General features: G+C 65.0%; 15 protein-coding genes. 3 read left to right on the top strand and 12 right to left on the bottom strand.

Annotated features, from left to right (window positions below):
• Positions 1–17: 17 nt before the first annotated feature.
• The 12 genes from lpdA to I6F36_RS33980 form a co-directional block, all read right to left on the bottom strand.
• Complete coding sequence (gene lpdA, locus I6F36_RS34035) at positions 18–1,418, bottom strand: dihydrolipoyl dehydrogenase (RefSeq protein WP_225172942.1); 1,401 nt, start codon at positions 1,416–1,418, stop codon at positions 18–20.
• A 53-nt stretch (positions 1,419–1,471) separates the two neighbouring features.
• A complete protein-coding gene (locus I6F36_RS34030) occupies positions 1,472–2,221 on the bottom strand; it encodes an SDR family oxidoreductase (RefSeq protein ID WP_225148675.1) in 750 nt (249 codons plus the stop codon).
• A 25-nt stretch (positions 2,222–2,246) separates the two neighbouring features.
• Positions 2,247–2,480 carry a hypothetical protein gene (locus I6F36_RS34025; RefSeq protein ID WP_036024626.1) on the bottom strand — a complete coding sequence of 78 codons (234 nt, stop codon included), beginning with the start codon at positions 2,478–2,480 and terminating at the stop codon, positions 2,247–2,249.
• A gap of 11 nt (positions 2,481–2,491) precedes the next feature.
• On the bottom strand, positions 2,492–3,733 hold the full coding sequence (gene odhB / locus I6F36_RS34020) for a 2-oxoglutarate dehydrogenase complex dihydrolipoyllysine-residue succinyltransferase (protein WP_036008775.1): 1,242 nt from the start codon (positions 3,731–3,733) through the stop codon (positions 2,492–2,494).
• 163 nt (positions 3,734–3,896) lie between these two features.
• A complete protein-coding gene (locus I6F36_RS34015; RefSeq protein ID WP_036008777.1) occupies positions 3,897–6,854 on the bottom strand; it encodes a 2-oxoglutarate dehydrogenase E1 component in 2,958 nt (985 codons plus the stop codon).
• A gap of 137 nt (positions 6,855–6,991) precedes the next feature.
• Positions 6,992–7,876 carry a succinate--CoA ligase subunit alpha gene (sucD, locus tag I6F36_RS34010; protein WP_036008780.1) on the bottom strand — a complete coding sequence of 295 codons (885 nt, stop codon included), beginning with the start codon at positions 7,874–7,876 and terminating at the stop codon, positions 6,992–6,994.
• 36 nt (positions 7,877–7,912) lie between these two features.
• On the bottom strand, positions 7,913–8,392 hold the full coding sequence (locus tag I6F36_RS34005; protein WP_036008783.1) for a DUF1579 family protein: 480 nt from the start codon (positions 8,390–8,392) through the stop codon (positions 7,913–7,915).
• A gap of 4 nt (positions 8,393–8,396) precedes the next feature.
• Entirely contained in the window at positions 8,397–9,596 is a 1,200-nt protein-coding gene (gene sucC / locus I6F36_RS34000) for an ADP-forming succinate--CoA ligase subunit beta (RefSeq protein ID WP_036008785.1), read from the bottom strand.
• 204 nt (positions 9,597–9,800) lie between these two features.
• Positions 9,801–10,769 carry a malate dehydrogenase gene (mdh, locus tag I6F36_RS33995; RefSeq protein ID WP_025032846.1) on the bottom strand — a complete coding sequence of 323 codons (969 nt, stop codon included), beginning with the start codon at positions 10,767–10,769 and terminating at the stop codon, positions 9,801–9,803.
• 240 nt (positions 10,770–11,009) lie between these two features.
• A complete protein-coding gene (gene zapE, locus I6F36_RS33990) occupies positions 11,010–12,197 on the bottom strand; it encodes a cell division protein ZapE (RefSeq protein ID WP_036024610.1) in 1,188 nt (395 codons plus the stop codon).
• Between the two features lie 240 nt (positions 12,198–12,437).
• Positions 12,438–12,974, bottom strand: a complete 537-nt coding sequence (thpR, locus tag I6F36_RS33985; protein ID WP_027572985.1) for an RNA 2',3'-cyclic phosphodiesterase — start codon at positions 12,972–12,974, stop codon at positions 12,438–12,440.
• Positions 12,975–13,149: 175 nt separating this feature from the next.
• On the bottom strand, positions 13,150–13,785 hold the full coding sequence (locus tag I6F36_RS33980; protein WP_057026564.1) for an arylesterase: 636 nt from the start codon (positions 13,783–13,785) through the stop codon (positions 13,150–13,152).
• A 55-nt stretch (positions 13,786–13,840) separates the two neighbouring features.
• On the opposite strand from I6F36_RS33980, the gene I6F36_RS33975 reads away from it, so the two are divergent.
• From I6F36_RS33975 to I6F36_RS33965, 3 genes are all read left to right on the top strand, one after another.
• Complete coding sequence (locus tag I6F36_RS33975; protein ID WP_036024603.1) at positions 13,841–14,560, top strand: ABC transporter ATP-binding protein; 720 nt, start codon at positions 13,841–13,843, stop codon at positions 14,558–14,560.
• Positions 14,557–17,124 carry an ABC transporter permease gene (locus tag I6F36_RS33970; RefSeq protein ID WP_225172941.1) on the top strand — a complete coding sequence of 856 codons (2,568 nt, stop codon included), beginning with the start codon at positions 14,557–14,559 and terminating at the stop codon, positions 17,122–17,124. Before I6F36_RS33975 ends, I6F36_RS33970 begins: the two co-directional genes overlap by 4 nt.
• Before the next feature lie 281 nt (positions 17,125–17,405).
• Positions 17,406–18,197 (top strand): Bax inhibitor-1/YccA family protein, encoded by a 792-nt coding sequence (locus I6F36_RS33965; RefSeq protein WP_036008808.1) that lies wholly within the window; start codon positions 17,406–17,408, stop codon positions 18,195–18,197.
• Positions 18,198–18,332 lie beyond the last annotated feature (135 nt).

Genomic DNA, 18,332 nt, shown 5'->3' with positions numbered 1-18,332 from the left:
CGGCGCTGGGCGCGTCGTTACATATGGATGGCTCGCTTGCCGACCGCAAGCGCGGCTTCCTTGACGGCCTCCGAGCGCGTCGGATGGGCGTGGCAGGTGCGCGCGAGATCTTCCGCACTGCCGCCGAATTCCATCAGAACACACGCTTCATGGATCATTTCGCCGGCTTCGCGGCCGATAATGTGCACGCCGAGCACGCGATCGGTCTTCGCATCCGCGAGAATCTTCACGAAACCGTCAGTGGTCTGGTTGACCTTGGAGCGGCCGTTGGCGGTGAACGGAAACTTTCCGACCGTGTAAGCCACGCCCGCCTGCTTGAGTTCCTCCTCGGTCTTGCCGACGGAGGACACTTCCGGCGTGGTGTACACGACGCCCGGGATGACGTCGTAATTCACGTGACCGGCTTGGCCTGCGATGATCTCGGCAACCGCGACGCCTTCGTCCTCGGCCTTGTGCGCCAGCATGGGGCCTGCCACGACGTCGCCAATGGCATAGACGCCCTTCAGGCTGGTGGCGAAATGCGGATCGATCTGCACCCGGCCGCGCGCGTCCAGCGCGACGCCGGCTTCCTTGAGGCCGAGACCGTCGGTGTAGGGCACGCGGCCGATGCAGACGAGCACGACGTCGGCTTCGATGGTCTCGGCGGCACCGCCGGAAGCCGGTTCGATTTTCGCGAGCAATGCCTTGCTGTTCACCTCGACGCCGGTCACCTTCGACCCCAGCTTGAATGCAAATCCCTGCTTTTCAAGAATACGCTGGAATTGCTTGGCGATCTCGCCGTCCATGCCGGGCAGGATGCGATCGAGGAATTCGACCACCATGACTTCGGCTCCGAGCCGGCGCCACACCGAGCCGAGTTCGAGCCCGATCACGCCGGCGCCAATGACCAGCAATCGGCCTGGCACCTTGTCCAGCGACAGCGCGCCGGTCGAGGACACGATGCGCTTCTCATCGATCTCGATGCCCTTGAGGCGCGCGATGTCCGAGCCGGTGGCGATCACGATGTTCTTGGTCTCGACCACCTGCGACTTGCCGTCGGCGGAGACCTCGACCTTGCCGGTGCCGAGGATCTTGCCGGTGCCCTTGAGCACGTCGATCTTGTTCTTCTTCATCAGGAACTCGACGCCCTTGACGTTGCCGTCGATGCCCTGCTGCTTGAAGTTCATCATCGCGGGCAGATCGAGCTTCGGCGCGGAAACGCTGACGCCCATCTTGGCGAAGGAATGGCCGGCTTCCTCGAACATTTCGGAGGCGTGCAGCAGCGCCTTCGACGGCATGCAGCCGACATTGAGGCAGGTGCCGCCGAGGGTCGCGTTCTTTTCGACCACGGCGACCTTCATGCCGAGCTGGCTCGCGCGTACCGCGCAGACATAACCGCCCGGTCCGGTGCCGATGACGACGAGATCGTAGGTAGCCATGAGAGAAAGTCCCGTAAGGTTAGCGCGTGGTGAGGATGCGTCAGCGCGGCGCGTCAGCGTCCGCCGGACACATCGAGAATGGCTGAGGTGACGTAGGAGGCCTCGTCCGAGATCAGCCAGACGATGGCATTGGCGATTTCATCGGCGGTGCCGACGCGCTTCATCGGCACCAGATGGGCCAGGCGATGGGCGCGGTCGGGCTCGCCACCGGCAGCGTGGATGTCGGTGTCGATCAGGCCGGGACGGATCGCGGCGACGCGGATGCCCTCGCCCGCGACCTCATGGCCGAGGCCGACGGTGAAGGAATCGACCGCACCCTTGGACGCCGCGTAGTCGACATAGGTGTTGGGCGAGCCGAGCCGCGCTGCGACGGACGACAGGTTGACGATGACGCCGCCCGTGCCGCCGTGCTTGGTCGACATCCGCTTCACCGCCTCGCGCGCGCAGAGGATGGAGCCGGTGACGTTCACCGCCATCACGCGCTGGATGCGCTCGGCCGACATCTCGTCGACGCGCACGCCGCTCTTGCCGACGATGCCGCCATTGTTGACGAGCGCCCCGAGCGTGCCGAACCTGTCGGCCTCCTCGAACAGATTGAGGATGTCGCTTTCCTCGGCGACATCGCATTTCACAGCGATGGCCTTGCCGTTGCTGGCCGCGATCTGCGCGACCACCTCGTCGGCCGCCTGCTTGTTGCTGGCATAGCCAACCACGACGCGAAAACCGCGCGCGGCCGCCGCAAGCGCGGTCGCCCGCCCGATGCCGCGGCTGCCGCCGGTGATGACAACGACTTTATCCGTCACATCAATCCCCACGAGTTCGAGCGCACTACGACGTCCTGCCCTCAAGAGCCGCCAAGCGATCAAGCACGGACTTGTCCGTCAAGCTGATCAAATGGAACAGAATGAAGGGCGTGAGAAACGGGATCAGGCACAAGGCCGCGAAGCCGACCCCCTTACCTTTCCTGCGACTAATCGGAATCGCAAAGAAGAAAAAGATAAGGGTGGTCAGCAGGAGCGGCACCATGGAGATGAGCGCATGCGCGAGCGACGGCTCCCCCATCGTCGCCTCCCTTAGAGGTCCAGCACCAGGCGCGCCGGATCTTCCAGGCTCTCCTTGACGCGGACCAGGAAGGTGACGGCTTCCTTGCCGTCGATGACGCGGTGATCGTAGGACAGCGCCAGATACATCATCGGGCGGACCTCGATCTTGCCGCCGACGACCATCGGCCGCTCCTGGATCTTGTGCATGCCGAGGATGCCGGACTGCGGCGCGTTCAGGATCGGGGTCGACATCAGCGAGCCGTAGATGCCGCCATTGGTGATGGTGAAGGTGCCGCCCTGCATCTCGTCGATCTTGAGCTGGCCGTCACGGGCGCGGCGGCCGAAATCGGCGATGCTCTTCTCGATGTCGGAGATCGACTTGTGGTCGCAGTCGCGCACCACAGGCACGACCAGGCCCTTGTCGGTGCCGACGGCAACGCCGATGTGGTAGTAGTTCTTGTAGATCAGGTCGCTGCCGTCGATCTCGGCGTTGACGGCCGGGATGTCCTTCAGCGCCTGCACGACGGCCTTGGTGAAGAAGCCCATGAAGCCGAGCTTGGCGCCGTGCTTCTTCTCGAACGCGTCCTTGTAGTGTGCGCGCAGCGCCATGACGTTGGTCATGTCGACCTCGTTGAAGGTCGTGAGCATGGCGGCGGTGTTCTGCACGTCCTTGAGCCGGCGCGCGATGGTCTGGCGCAGCCGGGTCATCTTGACCCGCTCTTCGCGGGCGGCGTCATCGGCCGGCGAGGGGCTGCGGACCTGCACGGCGGCGGCGGGCTGGTTGACCGGCGTCGGCGCCGAGGCGGCGCGCTCGATGGCGGCCAGCATGTCGCCCTTGGTGACGCGGCCGTCCTTGCCGGAGCCCGGCACGGTCGAGGCGTCGATGCCGGTCTCGGCGGAGAGCTTGCGCACCGACGGCGCGAGCGGCGCATCGGCCGGCGGCGCCTTCGCGGCAGCGGGAGCCGGCGCGGGAGCGGCGGCAGCAGCTGCAGGCGCCGCAGCCTTGGCCGGCGCGGCGGCGGGCTTGGCTGCGCCGGCACCATCGGTGATCTGACCGAGCAGCGCGCCCACGGCAACGGTCGCACCATCGGCAGCGATGATCTCGCTCAGCGTGCCGGCGGTCGGCGCGGGGACTTCGATGGTGACCTTGTCGGTCTCGAGCTCCACCAGGGGCTCGTCGACGGCGACGGGGTCGCCGGCCTTCTTGAACCAGCGGCCGATGGTGGCCTCGGTGACGGATTCGCCGAGCGTCGGCACACGAATTTCAGTCATGGTCTCTTCCTCAAGGGATCGCAGGTAGCGGTCATGAATTCATACGTCATTGCCCGCGAAGACGGGCAATCCAGTACGCCGTGACTTTCGTGATCAGAACGAAAGCCGCGGAGTACTGGATGCCCCGCCTTCGCGGGGCATGACAGAGTCCTAAAAAAACTTCTCAGCTCAGTGCTTCGTCCAGGAACGCCTTCAGCTGAGCCTGATGCTTGGACATCAGACCCGTTGCGGTCGCGGCGGAAGCGGCGCGGCCGACATAACGCGGACGCCGGCTCGCGCCGTTCACCTGGTTCAGCACCCATTCCAGATAGGGCTCGATGAAGTGCCAGGCACCCATGTTGCGGGGCTCTTCCTGGCACCACACCATCTCGGCCTTCTTGAAGCGCGACAGCTCGGCCACCAGCGCCTTCAGCGGCACCGGATAGAGCTGCTCGACGCGCATCAGGTAGATGTCGTCGATGCCGCGCTTCTCGCGCTCCTCGTAGAGGTCGTAATAGACCTTGCCGGAGCACAGCACGATGCGGCGGATCTTCTCGTCGGGGACGAGCTTGATGGCCTCGTTCGGCAGCATCTGGGCGTCATCGTAGAGGATGCGGTGGAAGGTCGTGCCCTTCGCGAGTTCGTCGAGACGCGACACCGCCCGCTTGTGACGCAGCAGCGACTTCGGCGTCATCATGATCAGCGGCTTGCGGATCTCGCGATGCAGCTGCCGGCGCAGCACGTGGAAGTAGTTCGCCGGCGTGGTCGGGTAGACCACCTGCATGTTGTCTTCCGCGCACATCTGCAAGTAACGCTCGAGGCGCGCCGAGGAGTGCTCCGGCCCCTGGCCCTCATAGCCGTGCGGCAACAGGCAGACCAGACCGGACATGCGCAGCCATTTGCGCTCGCCTGACGAGATGAACTGGTCGAACACGACCTGCGCGCCGTTGGCGAAGTCGCCGAACTGGGCTTCCCACAGCGTCAGCGTGTTCGGCTCGGCGAGCGAATAGCCGTATTCGAAACCGAGCACGGCTTCTTCCGACAGCAGCGAGTTGATGACCTCGTAATGGCCCTGCTCGTGGCCGAGATGGTTGAACGGCGTGTAGCGGCTCTCGTCCTCCTGATCGATCAGGACCGAATGGCGCTGCGAGAAGGTGCCGCGTTCCGAATCCTGTCCGGACAGGCGGACGTGGTGGTTTTCGTTGAGCAGCGAGCAGAACGCCAGCGCCTCGCCGGTCGCCCAGTCGATGCCGTTGCCGCTCTCGATCGCCTTGGCGCGGTTATCGAGGAAGCGCTGAATGGTGCGGTGAACGCGGAAACCGTCCGGCACCTTGGTGATCTTGCGGCCGATGTCCTTCAGCGTGGCGATGTCGACGCCGGTGACGCCGCGCCGCGCATCCTCTTCCTGGTCGGCGATCTTGAAGCCCGCCCACTTGCCGTCGAGCCAGTCGGCCTTGTTCGGCTTGTAGGAGGTGCCGGCCTCGAACTCGGCATCGAGCCGGGCGCGCCAGTCCGCCTTCAGCTTGTCGACCTCGCCCTCGGTGACGACGCCTTCTGCGATCAGGCGCTTGGAGTAGAGCGTCAGCGTCGAGGGATGGGCGGCGATCCGCTTGTACATCACCGGCTGGGTGAAGGCCGGCTCATCGCCCTCATTGTGGCCGTAGCGGCGGTAGCACCACATGTCGATGACGACGGGCTTGTGGAACTTTTGCCGGAATTCGGTCGCGACCTTGGCCGCGAACACGACGGCTTCCGGATCGTCGCCGTTGACGTGGAAGATCGGCGCATCGATCATCTTCGCCACATCCGACGGATAGGGCGAGGAGCGCGAGTAGCGCGGATAGGTGGTGAAGCCGATCTGGTTGTTGACGATGAAGTGCACGGAGCCGCCGGTGCGGTAGCCCTTCAGGTCGGACAGGCCGAAGCATTCAGCAACCACGCCCTGGCCGGCGAACGCGGCGTCGCCGTGCATCAGGAGCGGCATCACGGAGATGCGCATGTCAGGGGGATCGCCGTGCTGGTCCTGCTTGGCGCGGACCTTGCCGAGCACGACGGGATCGACGATCTCGAGATGCGAGGGGTTGGCGGTCAGCGACAGGTGGATGCGGTTGCCGTCGAACTCGCGGTCCGAGGAGGCGCCGAGGTGATACTTGACGTCGCCGGAACCTTCGACCGCGTCGGGATTGGCCGAGCCGCCCTTGAACTCGTGGAATAGTGCGCGATGGGCCTTGCCCAACACCTGGGTCAGCACGTTGAGGCGGCCGCGATGCGGCATGCCGAGCACGATTTCCTTCACGCCGAGATTGCCGCCGCGCTTGATGATCTGCTCGAGCGCGGGGATCAGGGCTTCACCGCCGTCGAGGCCGAAGCGCTTGGTGCCGGTGAACTTGGTGTCGCAGAACTTTTCGAAACCCTCGGCTTCGATCAGCTTCTGCAGGATGGCCCTGCGGCCTTCGCGCGTGAACGAGATCTCCTTGTCGGGTCCCTCGATGCGCTCCTGGATCCAGGCCTTCTGCGCCGCGTTGCTGATGTGCATGAACTCGACGCCGAGCGTCTGGCAGTAGGTGCGCTCGCAGATCGCGGTGATCTCGCGCAGAGTGCCGTATTCGAGGCCGAGCACGTGATCGAGGAAGATCTTGCGGTCGAAATCGGCTTCGCTGAAGCCGTAGGTGCGCGGATCGAGCTCTTCGCGGTTGCGCTGGGCTTCGATGCCGAGCGGATCGAGCTTGGCGTGGAAGTGGCCGCGCATGCGGTAGGAGCGGATCAGCATCAGGGCGCGGACGGAATCGCGCGTCGCCTGAAGCAGGTCGGCGGAGGAGATGTCGGCCCCCTTGGCCTGCGCCTTGGCGGCGATCTTGCCACTGACCGTCTTCTCGACCTCGGCCCAGTTGCCGTCGAGGGCGGAGGTCAGATCGTCCTTCGGGGTCAGCGGCCAGTTGTCGCGCTCCCAGGACGGGCCTTCCGCGTTCTTGCTGATGTCAGCCGGCGCGTCGTTCAGGCTCTTGAAGAACTCCTGCCACTCGGCATCGACCGAGGACGGGTCCTTCTGGTAGCGGGCGTAGATTTCGTCGATGTAGGTGGCGTTGGTGCCCTGCAAAAAGGATGACAGGGCAAAGGCTGCGTTCGCGTCCTGGCGAGACATACTTGAGTTCCTGGCGATTTCGGTTCGCGCATAACAAACGGCGCTGGCGCCGAGCTCCCCCGACAGGGCTCGACGCGACAGGCACCCTTTACCCTATTTGCTGCGAAACTTCGCCCGGAAAAGCACGAAGAACTGAATTAGCCTTTCAACTTTTCGGCAAGCGTGTGGCCGAGGCGGGCGGGCGACGGGGACACTGTAATCCCTGCGGATTTCATCGCCTCGGTCTTGGAACCGGCATCGCCCTTGCCGCCGGAGATGATGGCGCCGGCATGACCCATGCGGCGGCCGGGAGGGGCGGTGACGCCGGCGATGAAGCCGACCATCGGCTTCTTGCGGCCACGCTTGGCCTCGTCCTTGAGGAACTGGGCGGCGTCCTCCTCGGCGGAACCGCCGATCTCGCCGATCATGATGATCGATTCGGTCTTGGGGTCGGCGAGCAGCATCTCCAGCACGTCGATGAACTCGGTGCCCTTGACCGGGTCGCCGCCGATGCCGACCGCGGTGGTCTGGCCGAGGCCTTCCTGGGAGGTCTGGAACACGGCTTCATAGGTCAGCGTGCCCGAGCGGGAGACGATGCCGACCGAGCCGGTCTTGAAGATGTTGGCGGGCATGATGCCGATCTTGCACTCGCCGGCGGTCATGACGCCCGGGCAGTTCGGCCCGATCAGGCGCGACTTGGAGCCGAGCAGCGAGCGCTTGACGCGAACCATGTCGATCACAGGAATGCCCTCGGTGATGCAGACGATCAGCGGGACCTCGGCGTCGATGGCTTCGCAGATCGCGTCGGCTGCGCCCGGCGGCGGCACGTAGATCACCGACGCGTCGGCGCCGGTCTTCTCACGTGCCTCGCGCACGGTGTCGAACACCGGCAGGCCCAGATGCGTCGAGCCGCCTTTGCCCGGCGAGGTGCCGCCGACCATCTTGGTGCCGTAGGCAATCGCGGCCTCCGAGTGGAAGGTGCCGTTCTTGCCGGTAAAGCCCTGGCAGATGACCTTGGTGTTCTTGTCGATCAGGATGGACATGAGGTCTGCTTTCGCGAAACTAACAGAGTGAGTGGGTCAGTGGATGCGACGGTAGACGCCGGTGAGGACGTCGGACCAGCCTTCCGCGTCCGGCGAGAATTGAATCTTCAACGAGTAGGAATCCTCATTGATGATCTCGTAGACGTGGCGCGCATTGCCGCGGAGCGAGCCGCGCACCAGCGTCAGGGTCTTGCCGGCCCACCCGCCTGAGGCGGGCGAAGGCGGCGTGTAGCCGAGCGAATCGTACCAGAACAATTTGTAGGTCCGGTCGTCGCGGTCGAAGGTGAAGATGCCGTGGGTGGCGAAGACCTGCTTGCCGTCGCGCATCTGGATCGAGTCCTGGATCAGATAGAACCCGTTGAGATCCATGCGCGCGACGGTGCGCGAGGTCGCCGGCCCGCCCGCCGTCCAGCGCGACGGGAAGACCATCTCCTCACCATCCCATTCGCCGGCGAACGCGGCGAGGCGCGCATGCTCGGGGAGCGGAGATGATGCGGCGAGATGGTCCTGGGCCATGGCGCTAGCCTCCCTTGACGGCCTTCACGATCTTCTGCGCGGCGTCGTCGAGATTGTCGGCGGGCACCACGTTCAGTCCGGATTCACGGATGATCTTCTTGCCGAGCTCGACGTTGGTGCCTTCGAGACGGACCACCAGCGGCACGCTCAGGCCGACCTCGCGAACCGCAGCCGTGACGCCCTCGGCGATCACGTCGCACTTCATGATGCCGCCGAATATGTTGACCAGGATGCCCTTCACGTTGGGATCGGCGGTGATGATCTTGAACGCGGCCGCGACCTTCTCCTTGCTGGCGCTGCCGCCGACGTCGAGGAAGTTCGCCGGCGCCATGCCGTAGAGCTTGATGATGTCCATCGTCGCCATGGCGAGACCGGCGCCGTTGACCATGCAGCCGATATTGCCGTCGAGCGTGACGTAGTTGAGATCGTATTTCGACGCCTCGATTTCCTTGGCGTCTTCCTCGGTCAGATCGCGCAACGACACCGCGATCTCGGGATGGCGGAACAGGGCGTTGTCGTCGAAGGACACCTTGGCATCGAGCACGCGGAGCTCGCCCTGCTTGGTCACGACCAGCGGATTGATCTCCAGCATCGACATGTCCTTGGCGACGAAGGCCGCGTAGAGCTGCGCGGTGAGCTTCTCGGCCTGCTTGGCGAGGTCGCCGGACAGATTCAGCGCCTTCGCGACCGTGCGGCCATGATGGCCCATGATGCCGGTCGCCGGATCGACCGAGAAGGTCACGATCTTCTCCGGCGTGTTGTGCGCGACGTCCTCGATGTTGACGCCGCCTTCGGTCGACACCACGAAGGAGACGCGCGAGGTCTCGCGGTCGACGAGGATCGAGAGGTAGAATTCCTTGTCGATGTCGGAGCCGTCCTCGATGTAGAGGCGGTTGACCTGCTTGCCGGCAGGTCCCGTCTGCACGGTGACCAGCGTCGCGCCCAGCATCTGCTTGGCGAATTCGTTGACCTCTTCCACCGACTTGGCGATGCGGACGCCGCCTTTGTCGCCCGCGGATGCTTCCTTGAACTTGCCCTTGCCGCGCCCGCCGGCATGGATCTGGCTCTTCACCACCCAGACCGGGCCGGGAAGCTGTCTTGCGGCGGCGTCGGAGTCCGAGGCCTTGAGAACCGCTACGCCGCGCGAAATCGGAACGCCGAATTCATGCAGCAGCGCTTTGGCCTGATATTCATGGATATTCATATGGTCGCTCCCTGAACCCGCGGGCGGTGACCTCATGGGCCCACCTCAGTCTTGTGGCTGGCATACCATATACCACAGGAACTGCAACCCGGATTCTTTGACAATCGAGATCTGCCGAGACCGGAACCCCACCCCGGTCAGCCGGGGTCCGGAAGTGAAACCGCCGAAGACCGGGTTTCGATCTTCGGCGGGTATTGCTTTGCCTTAGCGGCCGAGAAGATCGGGTGCGATCTTCTTGCAGGCATCGACCAAGCCCTGCACGGCACCGACCGACTTGTCAAACGCCTCACGGTCCTTGCCGGCGAGTTCGATCTCGACCACGCGCTCGACGCCCTTGGCGCCGATCACGACGGGCACGCCGACATACATGTCCTTCACGCTGTACTCGCCGTTGAGATAGGCGGCGCAGGGCAGCACGCGCTTCTTGTCCTTCAGATAGCTCTCGGCCATCGCGATCGCGGAGGCGGCAGGGGCGTAGAAGGCCGAGCCGGTCTTGAGCAGGTTGACGATCTCGGCGCCGCCATTGCGGGTGCGGTCGACGATCTCGTCGAGGCGCGCCTGTGAGGTCCAGCCCATCTTGACGAGGTCGGGCAGCGGGATGCCGGCGACGGTGGAGTACTTCACCAGCGGCACCATGGTGTCGCCGTGGCCGCCGAGCACGAAGGCGGTGACGTCCTCGACCGAGACGTTGAACTCGTCGGCGAGGAAGTAGCGGAAGCGGGCCGAATCCAGCACGCCGGCCATGCCGACGACCTTCTTGTGCGGCAGGCCCGAAGCCTTCTGCAGCGCCCAGACCATGGCGTCGAGCGGGTTGGTGATGCAGATGACGAAGGCGTCGGGGGCGTACTTCTTGATGCCGGCGCCGACCTGCTCCATGACCTTGAGGTTGATGGAGAGGAGGTCGTCGCGGCTCATGCCGGGCTTGCGCGGCACGCCGGCGGTGACGATGCAGACCTTGGCGTTGTCGAGCGCCTCATAGGAGTTCGCGCCGGTGTAGTGGGCGTCGAAGCCGTCGACCGGCGAGGACTGCGCGATGTCGAGCGCCTTGCCCTGCGGCACGCCCTCGGCGATGTCGAACATCACGACGTCGCCCAGTTCTTTCAGGCCGATGAGATGAGCCAGCGTTCCGCCGATCTGGCCGGAGCCAATCAAAGCAATCTTGTCGCGCGCCATGTGAACCTGTCCTTTAGACACGTAAGGAGGGGAAACTGAGACGGGTGGTTATCCCTTTCGTCTCCCCCGTTCAAGTCGCCCAATGCCCAATTGTCGGGCTTGCCGAGATAGCAGCCAGCATACCCCGGCCGTCATTCCGGGGCGCGCGAAGCGCGAGCCCGGAATCCATAACCACCATCCGGAGTATGGATTCCGGGCTCGTCGCTTTGCGACGCCCCGGAATGACGGCGGGGATAGGACTTAAGTCTCGACCAAGCCCTTGGTCGAGCCGCTGGCGGTGGAATCCTTGCGGCCGTGAGGCAGCGCCAGATAGGATTCCGAGCTCATTTCGATCAGGCGCGAGGCGGTCCGGTTGAACTCCATGGCCTCGGTGCCATCGGTCGCGAGGTAGAGCGAGATCGGATTGGCGTCGGCCGAGGCCATCAGCTTCACGGCGTTGTCATAGAGCGTATCGATCAGGGTGATGAAGCGCTTGGCCGCGTTGCGCTGGGAGAGGTCCATCACTGGAATATGGTCGACCAGGAGGGTGTGATAGTCGTGCGCCAGCCTGAGGTAGTCGGATGCACCGAGCGGCTGCTCGCAGAGGTCGGCGAAGGAGAATCGCGCCACGCCATGGGCCGAGCACGGCACGTGCAGAATGCGGCCCTTGATCGAAATGTCACGCGAGCGGCATTTGGCGCCGCCCGTCATCCGCTTCCAGGCCCGATCGAGCGCGGCGTCCGCATCGCCATCGGCCGGTGTCAGCCACATCGGCACGCCCTGCAGCTTCTCCAGGCGGAAGTCGGTGCGCGCATCGAGCCGCGCGACGTCCATGTGGTCGGTGATCTGCTTGATGAAGGGCAGGAACAGCGAGCGGTTCAGGCCACCCTTGTAGAGATCGTCGGGCGCGACGTTGGAGGTCGCGACCACGACGGTGCCGAGCTCGAACAATTTGGCGAACAGGCGGCCCAGGATCATCGCGTCCGCGATGTCGGTGACGTGGAATTCGTCGAAGCAGAGCAGCCAGCTCTCCTCGAAGATCGCATTGGCCGTCAGAGCGATGACGTCGCTGTCGGCGATCTCGCCGCGCGCGATGCTCTGGCGATAATCGTAGATGCGCTCGTGCACGTCCGCCATGAACTCGTGGAAATGCGCGCGGCGCTTATGCTCGACCGATGAGTGCTGGAAGAACAGGTCCATCAGCATGGTCTTGCCGCGGCCGACCTCGCCGTGGATGTAAAGCCCGCGCGGCGCCTCGTCCTTGTCACCAGAGCTGAACAGGCGGCTGAGCAGGCCCTGCTTGCGGGTGGGCTTGTAGGTCGAAAGCCGCAGGTCCAGCGCCGCATAGGCCTCGGCGACCTCGGCCTGCGCGGGATCCGGCTCGATCGCGCCGGACGCGATCTCGGCCTGATAGGCCTCGCGGAATGAGGGATTTGGGGTGGAGAGCATGGCTCTTTACCGCCAGAGACGGACGGAAATTGCAAGCCGTGAAATGGGGTCAGAGGTATGCGCGTTTCTTCTCCCTCGCCCCGTTCTTACGGGGGCGCGACGAGCTTCGCTCGCGCTGGGAGGGTCGGGGTGAGGGGCTCTATCCGCGTATGAGATCCATCGAAAGACCTGCCCCCCCTCACCCGGATCGCGAGAGCGATCCGACCTCTCCCCGCAAGCGGGGAGAGGTTAAGAAAGAAATTACTCACACAGCTCGTAGGCATCCTCGACCACATACGGGCCGCCGCCGGTGGACGCGCGCGAGGAGAACAGCACGAAGCGTTCGGCCATGAACGCCTTGCTCGGGAAATAGCCGCGCAGCGAGAGATAATCGGCGACGTCGCGGTCGGAGGCATCGTGCAGCCTCGCAAGCGTGACGTGCGGAATGAACTTGCGTCCCTCCGGGTCGAGGCCGATCCGCTGCATCATGCGCTCGAGCTCGGCCTGCAATTCCATCAGCGGCTTGCTCGGCGCAATCGTGGCGACCACCGCGCGGGGCTTGCGGCCGCCGAAGCTGGTGAGCCCCTGCACCTTCACCTCGAACGGCTTGCGGTCGACGCGAAACAGCATCGAAGCGATCTCGTTGGCGGAAGCCCCGTCAATGTCGCCGATGAAGCGCAGGGTGACGTGATAATTTTCGGGATCGATCCAGCGGGCGCCGGGGAGGCCACCTCTCAAGTTGGAAAGCGACTGGCCGATTTCGGCCGGAATTTCCAGACCCGTGAACAAACGCGGCATCGTTTCGCACTCCCGATGCTTGGGTACGGTGCTCGAACAGCGAGAACCATATCCAAATTAGAGCCGGCGACGAATCACCGGTACCCTGATTCCTATCGCAGTTGTGTGACTCTGCGAAGCACACCGCGCCTCACCCCGGTAAAACCCTGGGAATTAGGGTTAGCGCTGCCTGGTTTCAACGCCGTTGCTCAGCGATCGTGCCAATGAATGCCTCCACCATGGGCATGATCCTGCCGACGATGATGTCGACGCCATCAGCGGTCGGATGAATGCCGTCGGCCTGGTTGAGCTTGGCCTCGGCCGCGACGCCTTCGAGGAAGAACGGATAGAGCGGCACGTCGAATGTCTTCGCCAGATCCGGATAAATCGAATTGAAGCGCGCGGCGTATTCGGCGCCGTAATTCGGCGGCGCCAGCATGCCGCAGAGCAAGACCGCAATCTTGCGCGCCTTGAGCCGCTGGACGATGTCGGTCAGCGCGGCGCGCGCCACCTCGGGATCGATGCCGCGCAGCGCGTCGTTGGCGCCGAGCTCGACGATGACGCCGTCAGTTCCATCGGGCACCGACCAGTCGAGCCGGTCGCGGCCGCCCGAGGTGGTGTCGCCGGACACCCCGGCATTGGTCATGTCGACCTCTATGCCTTTGGCCCGCAAGGCTTTTTGAAGCTTTTGGGGGAACGCCTCCTGGGCCGGAAGGCCAAGGCCCGCGCTTAAGGAATCGCCGAGGACGACCAGCTTGACCGGTTTTGTCGCACCCGCCCAAGCGGGGTTCGCCATCGTCATGACGGCGAGCATCAACACGGCTATGTGCATGAACAATCCGTAACGCCTCTCGACCCCGCGTGCGGACTTGCCATATGACCGGACCATGGACACTCGCATCGACCCCTCTTCGCTCGCCGCTACCGCGGACACCATCGCCATCTCCAACGTCAACCTCTCATTGGGCACGGGCGCGGCACGCGTTCACATCCTCAAGGATATCAGCCTGCGGGTCGGCCGGAGCGAGACGATCGGCCTGATCGGCCCGTCAGGCTCGGGCAAATCCACGCTGCTGATGGTGATGGCGGGGCTGGAACGTCCTGATAGCGGAGAGGTGGTGGTGAATGGCACGCCTTTCAATGCCCTCGACGAGGACGCGCTGGCGCGCTTCCGCGGCCGCCAGGTCGGCATCGTCTTCCAGTCCTTCCACCTGATCCCGACCATGACGGCGCTGGAGAACGTTGCTGTGCCGCTCGAACTCGCCGGCAACCCCGATGCCGCCAAGCGCGCGGCAGAGGAGCTGCAATCGGTCGGGCTCGGTGACCGCCTGCATCATTATCCGACGCAGCTCTCCGGCGGCGAGCAGCAGCGCGTCGCGCTCGCCCGCGCGCTGGCACCCGATCCCGCGATCCTGGTCGCTGACGAGCCGACCGGCAATCTCGACGAGACCACCGGTAAGCAGATCGTCGATCTGCTGTTCAGCAAGCACGCCGAGCGCGGCATGACCTTGGTGCTGGTGACGCACGATTCCTCGCTCGCGCATCGCTGCGATCGCGTCATCCGCCTGCGCTCCGGGCGCATCGACACGCAGTCTGCGCCCGCATGAGCGCCGTGGCCGAATCGTTCGCGAAACCCAACGCCGTCGCGCTGTCGCTGCGCTACGCCTTGCGCGAATTGCGCGGCGGCCTGCGCGGCTTCTATGTCTTCATCGCCTGCATCGCACTCGGCGTGATGGCGATCGCCGGCGTCGGCTCGGTGTCGGCGAGCCTGAGCGACGGTCTGGCGCGCGAAGGCCGCACGCTGCTCGGAGGCGACGTCTCCTTCGTGCTGTTCCAGCGCGAGGCCAAGCCGGAAGAGGTCGCGTTCCTGCGTTCGCGCGGCACGCTGTCGGCGGCTGCGACCTTGCGCGGCATGGCGCGTTCGGCTGACGGCAAGCTGGCGCTGGTCGAGATGAAGGCGGTCGATAACACCTATCCGATGCTGGGACAGCTGACGCTGGCACCAAAGCTGCCGATGGCCGATCTGCTCGCCGAGCGTGACGGCGCGTTCGGTGCCGCCGCCGATCCGACGCTGCTGGCGCGGCTTTCGCTCAAGACCGGCGACCGCGTCACGATCGGGTCCGCAACGTTCCAGATCCGCTCCACCGTCGAGGCCGAGCCGGACAAGCTCGCCGGCGGCATCGGCTTCGGGCCGCGCTTTCTGATCAGCGAGGCGGCCTTGCGCGCCACCGGCCTGATCCAGCCCGGCAGCCTGGTGCGCTGGATCTACCGGGTCAAGCTGCCGGAGGCCGCGAACAACGAGCGCGCCACCGAAGCCTTCATCGCGGATGCGCGCAGCGCCGCGCCGCAGGCCGGCTGGGAGATCCGCAGCCGCTCCAACGCCTCGCCGCAGCTCGAGCGCAACATCAACCGCTTCACGCAGTTCCTGACGCTGGTCGGCCTTGCCGCGCTGCTGGTCGGCGGCGTCGGCGTCGCCAATGCCGTCAAGAGTCACATCGACCGCAAGCTCGAGGTGATCGCTGCCTTCAAGGCCGTCGGGGCCACCGGCCTGGACGTGTTCGGCATCTACCTGGCGCAAGTGGTCCTGCTGGCCGCGATCGGGTCCGTAATCGGCCTGGCGCTCGGCGCCGCGATGCCCTTTGCGATCGTTGGCCTGTTCGGCAAGCTGTTGCCGCTGCCGGTGGTGCCGGCCGTGCACACCGACGAGCTCGCGCTGTCCTTCCTCTACGGCCTCCTCACCGCGCTGGCCTTCGGCCTGTGGCCGCTCGCGCGCGTGCACGACGTGCCGGTGGCCGCGCTGTTCCGCGACACCATCAGCTCCGAATGGCACCGGCCGCGCGCGAGCTATCTCGTGTTCATGGCCGTCGTGATCGCACTCCTCATCGTGGTCGTGATCGGCCTGTCGTTCGACAGGCGCATCGCCGCGGTGTTCGTGGCTTCCTCGGTGGTCGTGTTCGCCTTGCTGCGCGGCATCGCCGCCCTGCTGATGACGATCGCACGACGGCTGCCACGGACGCGACTGCCGATGCTGCGGCTTGCGATCGCCAACATCCACCGGCCGGGCGCGCTGACGCCGTCCGTCGTGCTGTCGCTGGGACTCGGGCTCGCCGTGCTCGTCACCATCACCCAGATCGACGGCAATCTGCGCCGGCAGTTCCTGGCAGCGCTCCCCGACCAGGCGCCATCGTTCTTCTTCATCGACATTCCGAGCGCGCAGGCCGAGCAGTTCGATGGCTATCTGCGCCAGATCGCCCCCGGCGCCAGGATCGAGGACGTGCCGATGCTGCGCGGACGCATCGTTGCCGCGCGCGGGGTGCGCGCCGAGGAGCTCAAGCCGACCACGGATTCCGAATGGGTGCTGCAGAGCGACCGCGGCCTGACCTACACCGCCGAGCTGCCGAAGGGCTCCAAGGTGGTCGAGGGCGAATGGTGGCGCACCGATTATTCCGGCCCGCCGCTGGTCTCGTTGGAGAAGAAGATCGCCGACGGGCTCGGCCTCAAGCTCGGCGATGAGGTCGTGGTCAACGTGCTCGGCCGCGACATTCCGGCGAAGATCAGCAATCTGCGCACGATCGACTGGCAGGGTCTCGGCATCAATTTCGTCCTTGTGTTCTCGCCCAACGCCTTCAAGGGCGCGCCGCACACCCATATCGCGACACTGACGGAAGCAGGCGGAAAGGCGGGCGACGGCAAGATCATCAAGGAGGTCGCCGACGCCTACCCGATGGTGACGAGCGTGCGCGTGCGCGAGGTGATGGAGACGGTCGGCTCTGTGGTGACCAATCTGGCCCTGGCGATCCGCGGCGCCAGCGCCGTGACGCTGATCTCGGCGATCCTGGTGCTGGGCGGGGCGCTCGCCGCCGGCCACCGCCACCGCGTCTATGATGCGGTGATCCTCAAGACCCTGGGTGCGACGCGGCTGCGGCTGCTCGGCGCCTATGCCCTCGAATACCTCCTGATCGGCCTTGCCACCGCGGTGTTCGGGGTGATCGCGGGCAGCATCGCGGCCTGGCTGATCGTGACGCGGCTGATGACGCTGAGCTTCGTCTGGCAGGCCGGCAGCGCCGCCGGCGTGGTCGCCGCCGCGCTGGTCGTGACCGTCGGGCTCGGGCTTGCCGGCACGCTGCTGGCATTGAACAAAAAGCCGGCGACGGTGTTGCGAAATTTGTGACAAAATGTAGCGGCGGATCGAGCTGCCCGGAATCGGCCCGGTTTCCGCGATTAACCACGCTACCCCGTCAGCTTCGCGTCAGGATTGACGCCGAGGGCGACATTCAGCCGCGCGTGGAAGGTTGCGGCGAATGTGTTAGTTTCCCACATATCGGATGGGTTCGGAGTCCCGATTGTGAGCCAAAATTCAGTCGGCTGGCAGCGGTCTCCGAGATAGAATTTGACGAACCGGCGGCATGGCGACCCTCGTGCCGGACCGGACCAACCAACGGGAATTCGACCATGTCGGACCTAGACCGTAACTACGCTTCTCCTTTCGGCAGGGCCGCCGGGCGTGTTGACGCCGCGACGGTCGATGCCGGCCTGCGCGCCTATATGCTGCGCATCTACAACTACATGAGCATTGGCCTGGCCATCACCGGCCTTGCCGCGCTCGGCGTCTACATGGCCGCCGTGACCGACGTTCCGACGGCGGACGCCGTCCGCGTCGGCAAGGTGTTCCTGACGCCGTTCGGCTACGCCATGTTCGTCAGCCCCCTGAAGTGGCTGTTCATCCTGGCGCCGCTCGCGATGGTGTTCGTGATCTCGGCGGGCATCAATCGTCTGGCGCCCTCGACCGCCCAGATCCTGTTCTGGGTGTTCGCGGCGCTGATGGGCATCTCGCTGTCGTCGATCTTCCTGGTGTTCACGCACACCTCGATCGTGCGGGTGTTCTTCATCACCGCGGCGACCTTCGGTGCGCTGAGCCTCTACGGCTACACCACCAAGCGTGACCTGACCGGCATGGGCTCATTCCTGTTCATGGGCCTGATCGGCATCGTTCTCGCCAGCCTGGTGAACCTGTTCCTGGCCAGCTCGATGCTGCAGTTCATCGTGTCGGTGGTCGGCGTGCTGGTGTTCTCGGGCCTGACTGCTTGGGATACCCAGCGGCTGAAGAACGACTACATCTACGGCTATGCCTCGGCCGGCGGTGACGTCGCAGAGCGTTCGGCCATCACCGGCGCACTGTCGCTGTACCTGAACTTCATCAACCTGTTCACGCTGCTGCTGCAGCTCCTCGGCCAGCGCGAGTAAGCTCTGAGACGAGAGAACGGACACGAACCCCGGCCGGAAAGGCCGGGGTTTTTGTTTTGAGGGTACGGCCTCTCCCCGTCATTGCGAGGAGCTCGCGACAAAATTGCGCAGCAATTTTGCGCCGATGCGACGACG

Source organism: Bradyrhizobium sp. BRP19 (genome assembly GCF_020194195.1).
GTDB classification, from domain to species: domain Bacteria; phylum Pseudomonadota; class Alphaproteobacteria; order Rhizobiales; family Xanthobacteraceae; genus Bradyrhizobium; species Bradyrhizobium yuanmingense.
The sequence above is the reverse complement of the archived record's forward strand: the minus strand, read 5'-3'. Positions and strand labels throughout refer to the sequence as shown.